The organism is Vreelandella sp. F11 (genome assembly GCF_042466685.1).
Lineage (GTDB): Bacteria > Pseudomonadota > Gammaproteobacteria > Pseudomonadales > Halomonadaceae > Vreelandella.
In genome coordinates this window covers 935,274-954,649 of the sequence record NZ_CP170448.1, presented here as the reverse complement: position 1 = coordinate 954,649, position 19,376 = coordinate 935,274, and the positions used below count along the sequence as shown (strand labels likewise).

At 56.9% G+C, this 19,376-nt stretch carries 17 protein-coding genes; 12 read left to right on the top strand and 5 right to left on the bottom strand.

All coding sequences use genetic code 11. The features are described 5' to 3' along the window. Window positions 1–6: 6 nt before the first annotated feature. From crtY to crtB, 3 genes are read left to right on the top strand one after another with little or no spacing between them, the layout of a single operon-like run. Window positions 7–1,197 carry a lycopene beta-cyclase CrtY gene (crtY, locus tag ACFIOZ_RS04365; protein ID WP_386082475.1) on the top strand — a complete coding sequence of 397 codons (1,191 nt, stop codon included), beginning with the start codon at window positions 7–9 and terminating at the stop codon, window positions 1,195–1,197. Next, window positions 1,194–2,687 (top strand): phytoene desaturase, encoded by a 1,494-nt coding sequence (locus tag ACFIOZ_RS04360; RefSeq protein WP_386082474.1) that lies wholly within the window; start codon window positions 1,194–1,196, stop codon window positions 2,685–2,687. The genes crtY and ACFIOZ_RS04360 overlap by 4 nt, the downstream gene beginning before the upstream one ends. After that, complete coding sequence (gene crtB / locus ACFIOZ_RS04355) at window positions 2,677–3,603, top strand: 15-cis-phytoene synthase CrtB (protein ID WP_386082473.1); 927 nt, start codon at window positions 2,677–2,679, stop codon at window positions 3,601–3,603. Before ACFIOZ_RS04360 ends, crtB begins: the two co-directional genes overlap by 11 nt. A gap of 123 nt (window positions 3,604–3,726) precedes the next feature. Here crtB and ACFIOZ_RS04350 read toward each other — a convergent pair whose 3' ends face one another. Genes ACFIOZ_RS04350 through ACFIOZ_RS04340 form a run of 3 tightly spaced genes read right to left on the bottom strand, consistent with a single transcriptional unit; the run spans window position 3,727 to window position 9,052 of the window. Further along, window positions 3,727–4,869, bottom strand: coding sequence for an amidohydrolase family protein (locus ACFIOZ_RS04350; protein ID WP_386082472.1), 1,143 nt, complete (start codon window positions 4,867–4,869; stop codon window positions 3,727–3,729). An 8-nt stretch (window positions 4,870–4,877) separates the two neighbouring features. After that, entirely contained in the window at window positions 4,878–7,937 is a 3,060-nt protein-coding gene (locus tag ACFIOZ_RS04345; RefSeq protein WP_386082471.1) for an efflux RND transporter permease subunit, read from the bottom strand. After that, entirely contained in the window at window positions 7,934–9,052 is a 1,119-nt protein-coding gene (locus ACFIOZ_RS04340; RefSeq protein ID WP_386082470.1) for an efflux RND transporter periplasmic adaptor subunit, read from the bottom strand. Before ACFIOZ_RS04340 ends, ACFIOZ_RS04345 begins: the two co-directional genes overlap by 4 nt. Before the next feature lie 249 nt (window positions 9,053–9,301). Here ACFIOZ_RS04340 and ACFIOZ_RS04335 point away from each other — a divergent pair, with 249 nt between their 5' ends. The 7 genes from ACFIOZ_RS04335 (at window position 9,302) to ACFIOZ_RS04305 (ending at window position 15,910) form a co-directional block, all read left to right on the top strand. Next, a complete protein-coding gene (locus ACFIOZ_RS04335) occupies window positions 9,302–10,117 on the top strand; it encodes a MipA/OmpV family protein (protein WP_386082469.1) in 816 nt (271 codons plus the stop codon). Then, window positions 10,117–10,803, top strand: coding sequence for a response regulator transcription factor (locus tag ACFIOZ_RS04330; protein ID WP_386082468.1), 687 nt, complete (start codon window positions 10,117–10,119; stop codon window positions 10,801–10,803). The genes ACFIOZ_RS04335 and ACFIOZ_RS04330 overlap by 1 nt, the downstream gene beginning before the upstream one ends. Further along, window positions 10,772–12,175, top strand: a complete 1,404-nt coding sequence (locus ACFIOZ_RS04325) for an ATP-binding protein (RefSeq protein WP_386082467.1) — start codon at window positions 10,772–10,774, stop codon at window positions 12,173–12,175. Before ACFIOZ_RS04330 ends, ACFIOZ_RS04325 begins: the two co-directional genes overlap by 32 nt. A gap of 248 nt (window positions 12,176–12,423) precedes the next feature. Further along, window positions 12,424–12,849, top strand: coding sequence for a Rid family hydrolase (locus ACFIOZ_RS04320; protein ID WP_386082466.1), 426 nt, complete (start codon window positions 12,424–12,426; stop codon window positions 12,847–12,849). Between the two features lie 130 nt (window positions 12,850–12,979). After that, window positions 12,980–14,131: an alpha/beta hydrolase gene (locus ACFIOZ_RS04315; RefSeq protein WP_386082465.1), complete on the top strand. Its 1,152-nt coding sequence runs from the start codon at window positions 12,980–12,982 to the stop codon at window positions 14,129–14,131. A 35-nt stretch (window positions 14,132–14,166) separates the two neighbouring features. Then, window positions 14,167–14,547 carry a hypothetical protein gene (locus ACFIOZ_RS04310; protein WP_386082464.1) on the top strand — a complete coding sequence of 127 codons (381 nt, stop codon included), beginning with the start codon at window positions 14,167–14,169 and terminating at the stop codon, window positions 14,545–14,547. Between the two features lie 181 nt (window positions 14,548–14,728). Then, window positions 14,729–15,910 (top strand): AAA family ATPase, encoded by a 1,182-nt coding sequence (locus ACFIOZ_RS04305; RefSeq protein WP_386082463.1) that lies wholly within the window; start codon window positions 14,729–14,731, stop codon window positions 15,908–15,910. Here the strand turns inward: ACFIOZ_RS04305 and pip are convergent. After that, window positions 15,907–16,857: a prolyl aminopeptidase gene (pip, locus tag ACFIOZ_RS04300; protein ID WP_386082462.1), complete on the bottom strand. Its 951-nt coding sequence runs from the start codon at window positions 16,855–16,857 to the stop codon at window positions 15,907–15,909. The genes ACFIOZ_RS04305 and pip overlap by 4 nt on opposite strands. Window positions 16,858–17,051: 194 nt before the next feature. On the opposite strand from pip, the gene ACFIOZ_RS04295 reads away from it, so the two are divergent. Next, window positions 17,052–17,564: a hypothetical protein gene (locus ACFIOZ_RS04295; RefSeq protein ID WP_386082461.1), complete on the top strand. Its 513-nt coding sequence runs from the start codon at window positions 17,052–17,054 to the stop codon at window positions 17,562–17,564. 18 nt (window positions 17,565–17,582) lie between these two features. On the opposite strand, the gene ACFIOZ_RS04290 is transcribed toward ACFIOZ_RS04295, so the two are convergent. After that, entirely contained in the window at window positions 17,583–18,767 is a 1,185-nt protein-coding gene (locus tag ACFIOZ_RS04290) for an S-(hydroxymethyl)glutathione dehydrogenase/class III alcohol dehydrogenase (RefSeq protein WP_386082460.1), read from the bottom strand. Between the two features lie 116 nt (window positions 18,768–18,883). Between ACFIOZ_RS04290 and hisI the strand changes: the two genes are divergently transcribed. Continuing rightward, window positions 18,884–19,297 carry a phosphoribosyl-AMP cyclohydrolase gene (gene hisI / locus ACFIOZ_RS04285; RefSeq protein ID WP_386082459.1) on the top strand — a complete coding sequence of 138 codons (414 nt, stop codon included), beginning with the start codon at window positions 18,884–18,886 and terminating at the stop codon, window positions 19,295–19,297. The last annotated feature ends 79 nt before the right edge of the window (window positions 19,298–19,376 follow it).

The window sequence follows — 19,376 nt, the reverse complement described above, 5'->3', positions numbered from 1 at the left end:
TGGCTCATGAACGCGCCAAGATATGACCTGATACTGGTGGGTGGCGGTCTGGCCAACGGCCTGATCGCCCTGCGCTTGGCCCAGGCGCGGCCAGGGTTGCGCCTGCTGATGCTGGAAAGCGAAAGCCGCCCCGGTGGTCATCACACCTGGTCGTTTCACGATGGTGATCTCTCCGAAGCCCAACATGCCTGGCTGGCGCCCCTGGTGGGCCGTCGCTGGCCACGGCACCGGGTAATTTTCCCGCACCGCCAGCGCCTGTTGAACGGGGGCTATACCAGTATTTTCTCCCAGGATTTCGCCCGCATTCTGGAAGAGGCCCTGGGCGACAACCTGTGGGTCGACACGCGCGTGGCCCGTTTTTCACCGCATCACGTGGAACTCGAGGATGGCCGGGTGCTGCACGCAAACGCAGTAATCGACGGCCGAGGCCCCGCCGACAGTGCCCACCTAGCCCTCGGCCATCAGGCATTTCTCGGCCGGGAAGTGCGTCTGGACAAGCCCCACGGCCTGGATGAACCGATCCTCATGGACGCCAGCGTGCCACAGCAGGACGGCTACCGGTTCGTCTACGTGCTGCCCTTCAGCCAGGATACCCTGCTGATCGAGGATACCCACTACGTGGATCGCCCGGAGGCGAACGCGGCCCGATTGCAGGAGCATATCGACGCCTACGCGAGGGATCGCGACTGGCAGATCGTCGATACCTTGCGGGAGGAGAGCGGCGTACTGCCGATCACCCTGGCGGGTGATTTCGATGCCTTCTGGCAGAACGCCCAGGGCCAGCCGCGAAGCGGCCTCCGCGCCGGACTGTTCCACCCCACTACCGGCTACTCCCTGCCCCAGGCCATGGGTCTGGCGGAGCGCATCGCCGAGCTTGAAAACCTCGATTCGGCGTCGCTGTTCCAGGCCATCCATGCCTTCGCCGCCCGGGAATGGCGACGCCAGGGCTACTTTCGCCTGCTCAATCGCATGCTGTTCCTGGCGGGCCGCCCGGAGCGGCGCTGGCAGGTGATGCAACGCTTCTACGGTCTGTCGGAATTGTTGATCGAACGCTTCTACGCCGGGCGCCTGACCCATGCCGACAAGGTGCGCATCCTAATGGGCAAGCCTCCGGTGCCGCTTGGCGAAGCGCTCAAGGCGGTGCGGGCGAATTCTCCGCAAAAGATCTCATCCACCTTCTTCGGAATACGCTCATGACCCAGCCTCAACGTGCCCTGGTGATCGGCGCCGGCTTCGGCGGCCTGGCCCTGGCGATTCGCCTGCAATCCGGGGGCTACCAGACCACCCTGCTGGAAAAACGCGACAAGCCCGGTGGTCGCGCCTATGTCTATGAAGACCAGGGGTTCACCTTCGATGCCGGTCCGACGGTGATTACCGACCCCTCCGCCCTGGAAGAGCTCTTTCGTCTGGCAGATAAACACATGGCAGATTATGTCGAACTGCTGCCGGTCACGCCCTTCTACCGGCTATGCTGGGAAGATGCCCCTGCCTTCGATTACGTCAACGATCAGGCCGCCCTGGAGCGACAGATCGCCGAGCGCAATCCCCGGGACGTAGAGGGCTACCGGCATTTCCTGAGCTATTCGCAGGCGGTGTTCGAGGAGGGCTATCGCAAGCTCGGCGCCGTGCCCTTTCTGGCCTTTCGCGACATGCTCGCCGCCGGGCCACAGTTGGCGAAACTTCAGGCCTGGCGCAGCGTCTACTCCATGGTCTCGAAATTCATCGAGGATCCGCACCTGCGCCAGGTCTTCTCCTTTCATTCCCTGCTGGTGGGGGGCAACCCTTTCGCCACTTCTTCCATCTATACCCTGATCCATGCCCTGGAACGGGAGTGGGGCGTATGGTTTCCCCGGGGCGGCACCGGCGCCCTGGTGCAGGGCCTGATCCAACTGTTCGAGGACCTCGGCGGCACCCTCGAACTGAACGCGGAAGTGGCACGCATCGAAACCGCAGGGGATCGGGTGAACGGCGTCACCCTGACGGATGGCCGGCATTTCCCGACGGATGCACTGGCCTCCAACGCGGACGTGATGCATACCTACAGCAGACTGTTGAACGGGCATTCCCGCGGCACCCGCCAAGCCAGGTCTCTGGGCCGCAAGCGTTTCAGCATGTCACTGTTCGTGATCTATTTTGGCCTGGACAGGCCACCACAAGGCCTGGAGCACCATACGGTGTGCTTCGGCCCCCGCTACAGGGAACTGATCGACGAGATCTTCAACGCGGACACCCTGGCGGAGGATTTTTCCCTCTACCTGCACTCCCCTTGTGTCACCGACCCGAGCCTGGCACCGGAAGGCTGTAGCGCTCACTATGTTCTGGCACCGGTGCCGCACCTGGGCAAGGCGAACATCGACTGGGAAACCCAGGGTCCGATATACCGCGACCGCATTCTCGACTACCTGGAGCGCCACTATATTCCCGGGCTTCGGGAGCACCTGGTGACCTGTCGGCACTTCACGCCCCTGGATTTTCGCGAGGAGCTCAACGCCCACCTGGGTTCCGCCTTTTCTCTGGAGCCGATTCTCACTCAGAGCGCCTGGTTCCGGCCCCACAACCGGGATGCCAGGATCGACAACCTTTATCTGGTAGGGGCGGGCACCCATCCCGGCGCAGGGGTGCCCGGTGTGATCGGTTCCGCCAAGGCCACTGCTGGCCTGATGCTGGAGCGACTCAATGACCGATAAGCTAGGACAGCATGCCGCGCAGACGATTGCCGTGGGCTCCAAGAGTTTTGCCACCGCCGCCAAGCTGTTCGATCCGGCCACTCGACGCAGTGCCCTGATGCTTTATGCCTGGTGCCGCCACTGCGACGATGTGATCGACGACCAACAGCTGGGCTTTCGTGCTCAGGATACAACGGGCGAAAGCAGCGAGACGCGCCTGAACGAAATGCGACACTCGACGCGTCGCGCCTATGCCGGGGAGCCCATGCAAAACCCGGCCTTCGCCGCCTTTCAGGAGGTTGCTCTCGGCCACGGGATTCCCGAGCGCTATCCCCAGGCTCACCTGGACGGCTTCGCCATGGACGTGGCACAGCGGCGCTATGTCACCCTCGACGATACCCTGGACTACTGCTATCACGTGGCCGGCGTGGTGGGCATCATGATGGCCTGGATCATGGGCGCGAAGGATGAGGCGACCCTGGATCGCGCCTGCGACCTGGGGCTGGCCTTTCAGCTGACCAATATCGCCCGGGACATCATCGAGGATGCACACATCGGTCGCTGCTATCTGCCTGCACAGTGGTTGGAGGAAGCCGGCATTCCACGCCAGGAGATGACCGCGCCAAGGCATCGTGAGGCCCTGGCAGGCCTAGCCCGACAACTGATCGATCGGGCGGAACCCTACTATGACTCCGCCCGCGGTGGATTGACGGCCTTGCCGCCTCGCTGCGCCTGGGCCATCGGCACCGCCCACGGCGTCTATCGGGAAATCGGGATCAAGGTGAAAGCGCACGGTGCTCGGGCCTGGGACACGCGCATCTCGACCGGCAAGGTGGACAAGGCGCGCCTGCTGGGTCTGGGACTCGCTCACGCGGTGGCATCACGCTGGCAAAAGCCAGCGCCAAGGCCTAGCGGTCTCTGGCAGCGTCCAGCGTAGCGGCTTTCTTCATGGAACCTCCGTGCTTTTCCAGCAGTTGCGCTGATACAGCCAAAGTGATCTCCGGTTATGGCCCCGCTGACGCCAAAACCAATCGGCATCATTCGATCCCGGGCGGATGCGTCAGACCTTTATTCCGAACAGCTTTTCTGCATTTCGGAACGCAATTTTTTCCTTGGCTTCACGAGGCAAGTTCACCGCCCGAAACCAGTCGGTTCCTTGCTTCATGTCTGCAAACGGGTAATCCGTTCCAAACATCACCCGATCCACACTGATGTACCTCAGCAAAAGATGAAGCAATTCGTCCTGGAAGAATGCGCTGGTTGTGTACCAGAAATTGTCACTGAAATATTGCCCGATAGGCTTGTTCAGCGAGTCTTCAGTCGACTCGCTCATATCTCCCACGATACGCTCGTAGTAGAACGGAAGGCCCTCTCCCATATGGCCGATAATCATCTGCAGTTTAGGAAATTTATCGAACACCCCAGTGATGATCAGTCGAAGACATTGAGTCAGCACCTCTTGGTGCCATCCATATCCTGAACCGCTGAAAATGTAGTTCTGGAACAATTGGTCATACCCTGGCCGCATGGTGTTGTAATAAATATTGAACACGTCTTCCGGGGGAAAGCCTGGATGCAGGTAGATCGGCACATCAAGCGCTTCGGCGCGCGCCAGAATGGGCTCGAAATCCGGATGGTCGAGGAATTGGTTGCCAATGAATCCATTGGTCATGGCCCCCACAAAGCCATCTTCCCGAACGGCGCGTTCCAGTTCGTCCGCTGATGCTTCCGGGTTCTGCAGAGGCAAGGTTGCATAGGCCTGGTACCGCCCCGGATGGGTGGTCATTGGGCCATCGGCAATCATCTTGTTGAGACGATAGGCAAAATCGATGCCTTCCTGACCGGGGACATTCTGCACACCCGGCGTATGTGCGGAGAGGATTTGAACATTGATCCCCGCCTTATCCATTGCGCCGATGCGGCCAGGGCCGAGTTCGGCAAGACCCGTTTCACGGAGGTACTCTACGTGTTGATCGTTAATCGCGTTCAGCGCGATCAGTTCCTCGGTGGTATAGGTCTCTTCCGTGGCGATAAAGGGCAGATCCTGGTCTCGCAACGCGATGACCGATTTCTCAGTCGCGGCAGCACTGGAGATAATGGCAGGCGCGGACAACCCGGCACCCACACCAAGTGCAGCCGCGCCAGTTAGAAAACTACGGCGTCCCATTGTCAGGCTCTCTAGGGTTTTTTCGATCTTTTTCATGACAATTTCTACTCCGATGTTTGCGTTGCGTGGTTTGGGGGCAGCTTGAACCGCCCCAGGATATTGCCGATGTCATCCACGTAGCTGTACACCACCGGGATAACCAGCAAGCTCAGAAGCGTTGACGTGAGTAGCCCACCAATGACAACAAAGGCCATGGGGGCCCGGAAGCTGGGATCGCCAGCCCATCCTAGAGCGATTGGCATCATGCCCGCCCCCATGGCAATGGTGGTCATCACGATGGGCCGGACACGTTTTTTGCAGGCATCAAGAATGGCGTCCACACGCTCCACCCCATGCACCCGACGGGCGATGATGATGTAGTCCACCAACAGGATTGAGTTCTTGGTGGCGATGCCCATCAGCATGATCAATCCGATCATGGCGGGCAGCGACACGGGCGTCTGGGTGAGGAACAGCGCCAGGAAAGCCCCAGGGATGGAGAGTACTAGTGCCACCAGAATGGTGATCGGCTGCATGAAATCCTTGAGTAGCAGCACCAGTACCATGTAGATACACAGCACGCCGGTCAGCATGGCAATCCCGAAGCTTGAGGCAAGCTCCGCCATTTCCTCTGCATCGCCTTCTGCTGCCTGAAACACGCCGCGCGGCAACTGACGTAAACTGGGCAGTGCCTGCACGGCCTGTTCGATTTCTCCCAAAGGCTGCCCTTGCAGGCTTACCTCGAAATTGACGTTGCGCAGACGGTCATGCCGGGTGATTTCCGAAGGGCCGCTGCTCCACTCAACGTTAGCCACACTCTCCAGAGGCACTGGCCCGTTCGCACCAGACACTGGTAGCCGTTTAAGGGTCGCCATATCCTCCCGAGCGGCATCCGCCAGTCGAACCATCACCGGCACCTGACGCGAGCTGAAGTTCAACTTAGGAAGATCCTCGGCGTTATCGCCTACTGTCGCGATGCGCAGCGTATCGGCGATGGCCTGAGCCGAGACCCCAAGGTCGGCGGCGCGAGCAAAATCAGGGCGCACAAGGAGCTCAGGCCTGACCAAGCTGGCCGTCGAACTCACCGCACCGATGCCGGGAATGGCGCGCATCTCCCGCTCGACTTGGCGGGCATGCAGTTCAAGCACTCGGCTATCCTCACCGGCGAGCACCAGCTCATAGCCATCCCCCTCGTCGCCTACGCGAGTTCGCACGCCGGGAAGTGTGTCGAGTGCAACCCGCAACTGCTGCTCTATGTCTTGCTGCGTAACGCCCGTGCGGGTTGCGCGATCCGCCAAACCAACGGTCAGCTCAACCGAGGTCACATCAGAGTCACTGCTGCCGGAGCCCCCACCGACAGCCGCGAAGACGCTAACGACATGCTGTTGCGTCACCAGGCGTGAGCGTGCCTGCTCGGCAAGCGCCGCCGCTTCAGAAAAGGTGCTACCGGGCGGCAGGGTGAGCGTCGCCTGCGTCTGGGAATCATCATCGGGGGGTATGAAGGTACCCGGCAGGGTCGAGGCCAGCCAGATACCTCCTGCAAAGCAGGCCGCCGCTGCGAGGAGCGTTGTCTTACGGTGGCGCAGGCACCCGTTAGCAACGAACAGATAGACGCTAATCCACGTTGGATCGCGCGAGGGATGTTGGGGTTTGCGCAGCAGATACGCAGCCAGCATGGGCGTCAGCAGGCGCGCCACCAGCAGCGAAAACAGCACCGCTACCGAGGCCGTCCAACCGAACTGAACGAAGAATTGCCCGACGGTGCCGCTCATAAAGGCCGTGGGCAGAAAAACGGCAATCAGCGTAAAGGTGGTGGCGACAACGGCCAAGCCGATTTCTGCCGCAGCATCCATAGCAGCCTGGCGCGGGGGCTTGTCCATTAGCAGGTGCCGTTCGATATTCTCAATCTCGACAATGGCATCATCCACCAGCACCCCGATCACCAGCGAGAGCGCCAGCAACGTCACCACATTGAGCGAGAAGCCCATCAGGTGCATGAAAGCGAAGGTGGGTATGATCGACAGCGGAAGCGTAACCGCCGCAATCAGTGTGGCACGCCAATTGCGCAGGAAGCAGAACACCACCAGCACCGCCAGCGCCATGCCCTCGAATAACATATGCATAGAGCCCTGGTAGTTCTCCAGCACCGGCCCGACGAAATTAAAGGCTTCTTCGACCTCTATATGAGGATATTGCGCCTGCAACTCTGCGAGCGCAGACTGCACGCCCTCGGCCACATCCACCTCGCCGTACCCCTCGGCACGGGTCATCTCGAAGCCGACCACGGGCGCCCCATTCATCAATGCAATCGAACGCCGCTCGGCCACGGTATCGGTAACCGTCGCCACCTGATCAAGGCGAATACGGCGGCCATCGCTGAGTGCCAGTTCCATCGTCGCAAGCTCAGCAGCGGACTCAGCGTTGGCGATGATGCGCACAGCCTGTTCGGCACCGCCGACATCCACGCGGCCTCCAGGGGCCTCTAACTGCGCCTGACGCAGCTGACGGGAGATATCCAGCGCTGTCGTGTTCATCGCCAGCAGGCGATCCGCATCCAATGCCACGCGGACTTCGCGATCGACCCCGCCGATACGCCGAACCGAACCAACACCGGGCACCGCCAATACGGCCTTGGTCATTTTGTCATCGACGAACCAGGAGAGTGCCTCATCGTCTAGATCGGAGGAGCTCACCGCGTAGCGTACAATCGGCTCACTGGAAAACTCACCCTTGCGAATCACTGGATCACGCAGGTCGGCGGGTAGATCTGAGCGGATGCGTGCAACAGCGTCGCGCACGTCCTCAATAGCCTCTTGCAAGGACTTTTCCAGCCTGAATTCGATAGCAATGTCGGCATTGCCATCCGTCAGCGTTGTAGAGATATTTTTGACGCCGGAGACGGTAGCGATGGAGTCCTCGATCTTGCGGGCAACCTCGTTCTCCATTAAGGCGGGGGCCGCCCCGGGCAACGAGGCGGAGAGCTCGACGAGGGGCAGCTGTACATCCGGCAAGTCCTGAATATACAAGCCTCGGAAGGAGATGAGCCCCCAGAAGGTCAATAGGATGAAGAGCAGGATCACCGGAATAGGATTGCGAATCGCCCAGGATGAGGTATTGAGCGTCATACCCCCTCCTCGGCGTCGGTATCGTCCGTTTGGGGTGAATGAGCGGGCTCTCCTTCAATCACCCGAACCTGGTCACCGTTGCCCAGAAAAGCACCGCCCGAGGCGACCACCTTGGCATCGGGCTCAAGCCCGTCGCGAATTTCGATGCGATCATCCGTTTGCTGACCAAGGGCAACTTTCTGCTCCGTTATTTGGCCTTCATCGCTGACGCGATGAACGTAGCCAAAGCCATCGCGTAGTTGCACCGCGGCGCGGGGTAGCGTCATCACTTGGCGACTGCCCAGTTCAAACTCACCCCGTGCAAACATGCCCGCCCGGGCGACATCGCTTACCGGCAGATCGACATAGACCAGACCATTTCGAGTAGAGGGATTCACTAGCGGCGCAGTCGTGCGTATACGGCCTTCGAGTTCGTATCCGCCAGGCAGGCTTATCCTGGCCATCTGGCCGGGATGCAGGTTAACCAGATCGGACGCGGCGACCTCGGCCCGCCACTCCAGCCGACCGTGGCGCGTCAACCGAAACAGCTCCTGATCGGCGCCGGTAACCGCGCCAACAGTGGCTGAGCGGGAGGTAATCAAACCGTCGTCCGGGGCGACAATTTGCGTCTGAGTCAAGCGGAGCGCTTGGGCTTCATTCTGCGCTTGCGCAACGCCTAGTCGCGCCCGGGCGGTGAGTTCGGCGGTTTCGTATTGCTGGATCTGCTGCTCTGAAAGCGATCCAGTGGTTTTCAAACTGCGGGCACGCTGGGCGTTGGCATTCGCTTCTACAAGCGTGGCTTCAGCTTCCGCCACGGCGGCGCGACTCCTAGCCAGCTCTGCACGCACCGTCGTGTCGTTATAAACGGCCAGCTCCTGCCCTTCCGCGACCTCATCACCCACGTCTACCTTGACCTCTACCAGCCGCAGGCCACCAATTTCGGTACCGATAATGATCTCCTGCCACGCAGCGATATCACCATTAGCCGCAATCGTCGTCGGCAGCGTCTGAGGTTCTAATGTCGTCACGTTGACGGATAGGGAGGGCTGCGCCGTCGGCTCGGCGGCAGCATCGCTTTCAGCTGACACCGCCTGTATATATGCCAGCGCGGCAGCGCTAGCAATCACGACAATCATAATGCCGAAACAACTTTTTCTTTTTGGAAATGGCATAATCCAGGCCTGATTCAAAGGGTTCAATTCATTGTTGAAAAAGAAAATCCAAGAATTTCAGTTGAACTACTATCGGCCTGCTTTCCTTTCTCATTTCTTACTGACGTAACGTTTTAAATAAATCCGACACCAGTAAGAAACGCGTAAGATAACCCTCCTGATGATGGCGCTTTCCTATCACTCTCCCTTTCACAACAAACTAGGAGTGCAATCATGGGTTCTCATCAGTCGCTATTGCTGAACGGCCGCCTCACCACTATAAGATTGGCGACAGCCGCATTTATCGGAGGTCTTGTTATTGCCTCTCCGTTGGCGTTCGCCGACGAAGAGGGCTCAGACGAAACCACTTGGGGATTAGGCGTAGGCGCAATAAGCGAGCAGGATCCCTATGCCGGTATCGACAGGGAAAACACCCCATTCCCCTTGCTCCTGATCGAAAACCGGTACATTAGTGTCTTCGGTCCGGAAATCGAATTTAAACTGCCGAGTCTTGTTATCAACGACTCACAACAGCTCAATTTCGGCATCGTCGCCCAGTACGATGAGAGCGGCTACGAGCAAGGCGATGCCTCGATTCTCAACGGCATGAGTGAGCGCGAGGGCGGCTTCTGGGCGGGGGCAAAAGTGGAGTGGGAAAGCGAGCTGTTCGAGGTCAGCGCCGAATGGCTCACCGACGTCTCCGGCAACAGCGACGGGCAGCGCATCGATCTTGGTCTGGAGAGAACGTGGGAATTCGGCGAACATATAATGCTAACCCCATACGTTGGGGCATCCTGGCAGGACGACAAGAACGTAGATTACTACTTCGGCGTTCGCGATAATGAGGTTCGCTTCGATCGCCCCGCCTATAAGGGAGAGTCGGCTACCAATATCGAGGCGGGGGTGCGCGGCGTGTACCAGTTTGACCAGCATCACTCTGTGCTGATAGGTGTTGAGGTCACGAGCCTGGCAGACGAAATCAAAGACAGCCCACTGGTGGATCGCTCGACCCAAAACGCCGTGTTAGTTGGCTATCTTTACACCTTCTGATGAGCCGGATACTGCTGATCGAAGATCACGATCGCCTAGCCCAGCTAATGCACCAAGGGCTGGTGAACGCTGGCATCGCCGTGGATGTGGTTGACCGCATTGATGCAGCATGGGCTGCCGTTCAGCAGATATCCTACCAGGCACTGGTGCTCGATCGAGGCTTGCCGGATGGGGACGGGCTGCTATTGCTCAAGAAGTTGCGCAACGCGGGCCTTAGCGTGCCCTGCCTGGTGTTAACGGCGCGCGATGCGCTGCATGACCGGGTAGAAGGACTCGAAGCCGGCGCCGACGACTACCTGCCCAAACCGTTTGCCATGGATGAGATGGTGGCACGTGTCCGTGCCTTGCTACGCCGCCCTGCGGAATTCCATTCAATCGACCCCATTCACGGCGACCTGAGACTGCATACGGAAAGCGGCGTTCTGTTTAGCGGCGACGAGAGCATTACCCTTGCCCCGGCGGAGCTGCATATTATGCAGTTGCTGTTATACAAGCACGATGAGGTCGTACGCCGCAGCGCGCTGGAAGCAGCGGCCTGGGGCCTAAGCGAGGCGGTAACACCTAACGCCCTGGATGTCGCCCTGCACCGTTTACGCCGCAAGCTGCGGGCCATCGGCTCGCGCCAGCGGATCGCCAACGTCAGAGGAATGGGGTATGCGCTTCGTCAAGCGGATGACGCTAAATAGCCTGAGGCTGAAAGTGCTGCTGGCCTATGTGGCGGGCATGGTGCTGAGTATCACACTGCTGGTAATTGCTGCTGCAGTGGTGCTTAAGAGCGACCTACTGGCTCGTATGGATCTGGCCGACGCGGCCGAGGGGCTAGTAGACAATATCGAGTTCGACAGTCGCGGCCGACCCGTCGGCTTCGACTCGAGTCTGGAGGATCGCGCCTGGCTTTACGAGGGTCCGCAGCGCGAAGCGGCTTACCGGATTCTGGATGAAGTCGGAAACGTGGCCGTCTTTTCCAGCTCAGGTGAGGAGTTCTGGACGGCCGACGGCGATCTTGTTCGGCTGGCACGCGGCAACTTCACCTTCGAGCATGAGGGAAAGACCTTCTACGGCGCAACGCAGCCCCTTGAGCATGAGGGGCGAAGGTGGTATCTGCAATTCGCGGTCAGTGCGAGGTTCCTGGATGTCGTCTATACCGTGTCCTTTCCGCAGGTGGTCGCTGCCGTGGCGGTGTTTGGACTTGTGCTGTTCGTCGCCTTCGGATTATGCGCCTATATTACCCTGCGCTATACCCTCAAGCCATTGCGAGACGTATCGGAGTCCGCGGCGGCCATCTCGCCGCGCTCCATCAACGCCCGGCTGAATACGGACGCGGTGCCCGCGGAGATTGCGCCACTAGTGGATAGCTTCAATCACACCCTGGAACGCCTTGAGCGGGGTTATCGCCTACAGCAGGAGTTTCTCGGCCATGCAGCACACGAGTTAAAAACACCCTTGGCGTTGATTCGTGCACAGATTGAATTGATCGCAGATGGTAACAATGATCGTGAGGCGCTATTGAGCGATGTCGAGTACATGACGCGCCAAGTGCAACAACTGCTACTGCTGGCCGAAGCGAGTGAGGCACACAGCTACCAGTTTAGCGTTGTTCGGATGCAGGACATCGCCCACGAGGCTTCTACCTACTTACAGCGCATGGCAGAGTCCGCCGACGTGCATTTAACGGTGCTTGCCCCGGATCAAGGGGTGACATGGAAGGCTGATCGCGGGGCATGCTTCACCCTGCTCAAGAACTTGCTGGAGAACGCCATCCAGCATGCCCCCGAGCAGACCCTTGTCAGCATGGAGATCCAGGAAAATATAATAACTGTGCGTGACCGTGGCCCAGGCGTCGAACCAGAGCAATTGGCCCTGCTGTTCTCACGCTTCTGGCGTGGGGCACATCGGCGTGACCATGGAGCAGGCTTGGGACTAGCGATCTGCCAAGAGATTGCCATGGCACACGGTTGGGAACTTTCGGCCCACAACGCCCATCCTGGGTTGGTCATGACCTTATGCAGAGAAAACGAGGCCAGTGAAAGCGATTCCCGCGAAAATATTAATAGCTAACGTGTGTACCACCGTCAAGATGAACGCCCACGCAAGGCGCCCACGGCAGGCGTGCTTTAAATGAAATGCCTTGCGCACTCTTCGTTAGAGATCAATTTGATGCAAACGTACTTTCAGTAAGAAACGAGAAAGTAAAGTAGGCCGATATTGTCAGCTAGTGGTAATGGCTGACCCAACAGAGCATCACCCATGATTGCCCGATCAGTCATTCTTGCAAGCGACCCTATGAACTTAGGACGGAGTTTGTAATGCATATTTTAAGACGCAAGCCCTTAAATCCGCCCAACCTGCCCAATACCTTGATCGAAGGTCATAGCCAGGCCGTATTAGTCCAAGGTGGCACCCGGGTGCTGATGTCTAGCCAGGTGGGCGTCGACACAGAGGGCCATTTAGCGGGCCCAGAGTTGCCCGAGCAGACCCAGGCAGCACTCGACAATATCGAACGGTTACTAACAAGTCTTGGGGGCGATCTCACCCGGGTGGTAATGCTACGAATCTACTTAGCCGAATCCGTGCGGTATGAACAGCAGGTGGTGATGGAGGCGTTGAAGCACCGATTCCCTATCGCGCCACCAGCTGCCACCTGGTTAATTGTGTACGGCCTTGCCGAACCGGAGTGGTTAATCGCTATTGAGGCCGAGGCAGTGCTGCCGGGGTTTGCCTTAAATAGCTAAATGACCGTAACAGTCAAAATAATCACGCTGCTCGTTAAACACTACACAGCCCGCCAGCCTGATCATTCTAAGTAAGGGGAGCACAATTTGTGACTCTATTTCAGACGCAAGCACCTACAGAGAGGGTTCCATGATTAGCCGCCTTAGCGTTCTACTTTTCACACTCTTTCTGCTGACTTCCTGCGCCGTACCACCGGATTCTCCACGCTTTCAATCCTCAGGCAGCCTGCCTACCTATGATCAGGAGAGTTTCGATCAATATGTGCACGATACACGTGCATGGATTGCGAATAACCGCGCTTTCATCAGTGAAGACCGCGACCTTGAAATAGCGCTCAATACGCCGTTCGAACTCCGCCCGGATAAACCGGCGAAACGCGGTATCCTGTTAGTTCATGGACTGGGCGCAAGCCCGTGGTATTTCATCGATATCGCCACCGCCATGGCGAATGACGGATGGCTGGTTCGCTCTATTCTTCTGCCTGGCCACGGCACACGCCCCGCCGATCTGATGCTGCCGGATAATGAAGATTGGGAAAAAATTATTGCCCATCACGCCGAACTGCTAGCAGCGGAGGTCGATGAACTTTGGCTTGGCGGTTTCTCAACCGGCGGCAACCTGGTCACCTCCCATGCGTTCACAGACGACAATGTCGACGGGCTACTGCTGTTTTCCCCAGGCTTTCACCCCAATAGCAGCTATTTATTTCTCGCCCCAACCATTTCCTATTTATGGGACTGGCTCGACATTGATGACGAGAACAATATCGCCACTTACCAGTCACTTCCTACACGCGGTGCCTCTCTCTATTACCGCTCGGTCAGTACCGTACAAAAATCTCTCGACACCGCGCGCTTTGATAAACCCGTACTCATAACGATGAGCCAGCATGATAGCGTCCTTGACCCCAACGCGACGCTTACTGCCTTTCAAACCCGCTTTCCCAATCGTAAATCACGCTTCATATGGTACGGTGACACACCGCAAAACCTTGACGATCCACGCGTCACCGCCTTTACCAGCCACCTACCCGATCAGCGCATTAGTACCTTCTCCCATATGAATGTGCTGTTTGCGCCCGAGAATACCTATTACGGTCAAGCGGGCAGCTACCTCATGCTGGAAAACGGCCAGGACGGCCTCACGCCACCTGATGACCCAGACACCCTCTGGTTCGGCGCATGGGGCCTGAACGCTGCGGAAAAATACCACGCCCGCCTTACCTGGAATCCCTACTTTGACGAGCTCCTCGATGATATCCGCGAAGTAACAGGAGACTGAGCTTTTCGGGGCTCTTGAAGAACAGGTGCAATAAAATGGTTATATCTAAATCCTCACTCACCAAGTATTTTTCTCTAACGCTATGTACGGAAGATAAGACGTTATTCTCAAATGTCTGGCTACCGGAAACGCCGGGAACGTTAAGTCATGCACAGCGCTTTGCTTTAAGCATCATAACAATGTTAACTGTTTTTTTAGCTTTACCCATGATGCTTTTTAATGCAGGGTCAATTGAAATCGTCATTGCCTTCTTCAGCGTTGAATCTAGCACTACAGCCTTAATTTTTTCTAAAATAAAATCAAAAAACACTACAGCTTGGCTACTGAGCGATATTGAGGATGAGATAATAGAGTTCACTAATACAATAGGAATGGCAGGAGCAGGAACAGTAGTCGTTATATATTTCTTAACCTGATCTAATGAGAAGAAGTAATAGGCGCGCCATCGATTCGATACGCAACCTTATTAATGAGCCCCTGTCGATCCCTTCGCGGACAATAGTGATCGCCGCTACCGCTTCCATGCTGGGTGTACTCAACGCTAAACTGGCATTTCCATGCTGCTCGAAGCGGCTCGCCCTCAACCACCTAGAGCTTATGATCAACGCTTTTGCCGTTTCCAACTACCGCAGTCTGAAAAACGTTGTTTCGCCCCTGTCCGGTCTCAATGTAGTGACCGGGCCCAACGGCTGTGGCAAATCCAATCTGTACAAGTCGCTGCGGTTACTGGCAGACACAGCAAAAGGCAACCTGATCGCTTCAATTGCTCAGGAAGGTGGACTTGATTACACCTTCTGGGCTGGCCCGGAAAAGCTGACCAACAGTATGAGAGACGGATCTGCCCCCATTGAGGGCACCGCCAAAAAAAGCAATACCCGCCTTAGGCTGGGGTTCGTCGGAGAGGAGTTTGGTTACGCCATTTCACTGGGAATGCCTGCGCCTCAGGGGTTTGCGGGGTACGGGGATCCCTCCATGTTCCAGTTTGATCCCGAGATAAAACGTGAATGCATTTGGGCAGGCGACGTTTGCCGACCCAGCAGTTGCTTGATCGACCGAGTGGGATCTGTCGTAAAAGTGCGCGTCGGTCGGAAATGGCAGGTATACAACGCTCACCTCAATAGCTACGAAAGTATTCTGAATGAAATCAGCGACCCGGTTGCCGTGCCTGAAGTCCATGCTGTACGACAAACAATCCGCAGCTGGCGCTTCTACGATCAGTTCCGAACCGATCCGCAATCCATCATTCGCACACCGCAAATTGGTACCCGTACCCCAGTGCTCGATCATGACGGACACAGCCTAGTGGCCGCATTGCGAACTATTCACGAGATTGGCGACCGAGAGGCGCTGTACAGGGCAATTGAAGACGCCTTTCCAGGGAGCACCATCAATTTTGAGGCCGACGCCGGTAACCGTTTTCTGCTGCAATTTCTGCAGGAAGGGTTGTTGCGCCCTTTGAACCAGTCGGAACTATCCGACGGTACACTTCGCTATCTGCTGTTAGTGGCGGCGTTGCTCACCCCCAGGCCGCCTTCCCTGCTGGTATTAAATGAGCCAGAAACCAGTCTCCACCCAGATTTGCTACCTGCCTTAGGCCGCCTGATTATCCGTGCATCGCGGGACACCCAAGTTTGGGTGGTCTCCCACGCGCCACGCTTGGTGGCAACACTGGAGCAAGATGAGGCCTGCCACTCTATTGCGCTTGATAAAGCATTTGGCGAGACGACCATCCTGGGCCAGGGGTGGCTGGACGAACCGCCCTGGCAGTGGTTGGATTAAGAAGCAAAGCGATCTGTCGCTCGTATCAACTGATCAAGAATGCCGGGTTCGCTCCAGGCATGCCCTGCGCCTTCGATCAAATGGAACTCGGAATCTGGCCAAGCATTATGCAGCGCCAGCGCATAACGAACGGGGCATGGCATATCATAACGACCATGAACGATAACGCCGGGAATACCTTTTAGCCTATCGGCGTTAGCAAGCAGTTGCCCCTCCTCCAGCCAGGCGCGATGGGTGAAATAGTGGTTCTCTAACCGCGCAAAGGCTAACGCAAAATGTCCTTCTCTGTAGGGAGCTGATAAGTCAGGGGCTGGTAGCAGAGTGATGGTTTCACCTTCCCATATTGTCCATGCCTTGGCTGCTTCAAGCTGAACAATAGGGTTGTCCCCCATCAAACGACGATGGTAGGCGGCCACCATATCGTGTCGCTCTGTTTCAGGAATAGGCGCCTGAAACGACGCCCACTTATCGGGGAACATTTCAGATACACCAAACTGATAGTACCAGTCGATCTCCGCTTGGGTGACCGTATAGACGCCTCGCAAAATCAACTCACTGACACGGCCTGGATGCGTCTGGGTGTAGGCAAGGCCTAGGGTAGACCCCCAAGAACCGCCAAAAACCATCCACTGGGTTACGCCAATATGCTCACGCAGCCTCTCGATGTCTTCCACTAAATGCCACGTCGTATTGGCTTCGATACTGGCATGGGGCTCTGAACGACCACAGCCGCGCTGGTCAAAGAGAAGAACGTCGTAACTCTCAGGGTTAAACAGACGTCGGTGATCAGGCGAAATTCCACCGCCGGGGCCACCATGCAGAAACACCGCAGGCTTACCGCCCGGTTTGCCCACACGCTCAAAATAGACCGTATGGCCATCCCCCACATCGATCATGCCTGTTTCGTAGGGTTCGATCGGTGGGTATAGGTTTCTCAAGTTCGTCATTCAAGCCTCCCGCTTCAGTTTCGCCTTTCCAAATACCGTTTGACACTTTTACCTTCGCCGACGACTTTAATACAGTCGATTCTCAAATGACGTCGAAGAGCGGTCAGGAATGTTAGTATCTAGGGAAGGAAGTGAACCAGGGAGTGGTACAGCCAGCACTCGATCAAGCAGGCAATAAATGAAAGGATCTCATCATGATTGAATCAATAGAAGAACTCGAAGGCATTAAACAGTCATGCCGTTCGATGGTAACGAAAAGCTCAAGCCTCTCTGCTGGCACTGCGGTTATACCCATACCGGGCTTAGATATTGGCTCAGATGTGGCCATTTTGATGCGGTTAATTCCCAAAATTAATCAAAAGTTTGGCTTAACGCCGGAACAGATCGAGAACCTGGATACAGAGTCCAAGCTATTTGTGATGACGGTGATCTCGAACACAGGCAGCAAGATGGCGGGCAAATACATTACAAAGACACTTATTATGACCCTGCTCAGCAGGATGGGCGTCAAGGTAGCCTCCAAAGGCGTTGCTAAGTTCGTTCCTTTTGTAGGTAGCGCCGTCGCAGGGGGTATTAGCTTCAGCGCGATGAAGTACATGGGCAACCGCCACATCGAAGATTGCTACCAAATTGCCTTGGCAGCACTGGAAAATGAGCGGCGGAAGCATGAAATAATCATCGAGCCAGAGCCTGAACAAGGCGGCTAGCTAAGCCGCCTATTACCCTCAAGCAGGCTGAGACTGAGTAAACTGCTCTCCGATAATCTTTCCCGGCAAGGGCTCTGTCATTGTTTCCTGGGGCTGATAGTGCATAACCGATCGAATCGCCTCGCCGCTGCGCAGCAGGTCAAATGCTGTGTTGATATGGTCGTGCGTCATATTGTGCGTAATGTAGGGATCAACATCGAAACGTCCCGACAACCACTCATCGACCATGCCCGGAAGCTCGGAACGCCCCAGCACCCCGCCAAACGCACTACCTCGCCAAACGCGCCCGGTAACCAGCTGGAAAGGCCGGGTCGAAATCTCTTCCCCCGCCCCGGCAACCCCAATGATGATGCTTTCGCCCCACCCTTTATGGCAGCACTCAAGCGCCGCCCGCATTAAGCGAACGTTGCCAACGGCTTCGAAGGAGAAGTCCACGCCACCGTTAGTCATTTCGATGATCACTTCGTGCAGCGGCTCACTGTATTCATTCGGGTCGAGACATTCGGTAGCCCCCAGAGATAAAGCAAGTGGAAACTTGGCTGGATTAACATCAATGCCAATGATCCGCCCAGCGCCCTGAAGCTTGGCGCCTTGAATAACGGCCATACCAACAGCGCCCAGCCCAAATACCGCTACCGTATCGCCTGGCTTGACCTTGGCGGTATTCCTGACGGCGCCCATGCCGGTGGGTATCGCACACCCCATCACACTCGCCTTTGCCAACGGAGCATCACGGCTGATCTTGGCAACGGCAATCTCAGGCAGAACCGTGTATTCACTAAAGGTACTCGTTCCCATGTAGTGATGCAGCATTTTGCCTTTGTAGGAGAAACGGCTGGTGCCATCCGGCATTAGCCCCAGCCCCTGGGTTTTACGAATTGTCTGACTAAGATTGGTTTTGCCAGAGCGGATATAGGCGCAGTTCGGATCCTCTGGTGTATAGAGCGGGATAATATGGTCACCAGGCGCCACCGATGTGACCCCGCGCCCGATCTCCTCAACAATCCCCACGCCCTCATGCCCCAAAACACATGGGAAGTTTCCTTCAGGGTCTTTTCCAGACAGCGTGAACATATCGGTATGGCACAGGCTTGTGGTGACAATTCTGACCAAGACTTCACCCGGTTTGGGGCCTTCCAAATCGATCTCCTCGATTTCAAGTGGTCGATTTGGCTCCCAGGCAATAGCAGCACGTGTTTTCATCATCCTCTCCAGTGGTTGGACTGGGTATTAATGTGTTTTGCCCCTAGTAAACCTTGATGCCCAAGGTATCAATTATGATATGTTATAACATTATCTTTTAGCAATGCGAGCCACCGATGAACATTTGGATAGAGCTAGAGAATGCCGAGCGTGGTGAATGCCGTCCGCTGGCAGCGGTGATCGAATCTATACCCTGGAACGCTGACGGCCTGATCACCGCTATCGCTCAGCAGTACGATAGCGGCGAAGTACTGATGCTGGCTTGGATGAACCACGCAGCGCTAAGCGAAACGCTTCACAGGGGGCAAGTATGCTACTGGTCTCGCTCGCGGCAAACCCTATGGCGCAAGGGCGAGAGTTCCGGCAATCGCCAGCGCTTGGTAGAGGCACGGCTAGACTGCGACGGCGATGCAGTGCTGCTGAAGGTCGACCAGCAGGGCCCTGCCTGCCACACTGGACGACCCAGCTGCTTCTACAACGCCATCCACCGCGAGACAGTCGAGGTTATCACCGCGCCGTTGAACCATTAATTTACAAGCCATCTAATGGGAAGTGACACACACTGAGTCGTTGCCCAACTGAAGAGGTATAACTCAGCAAGGAGACAAC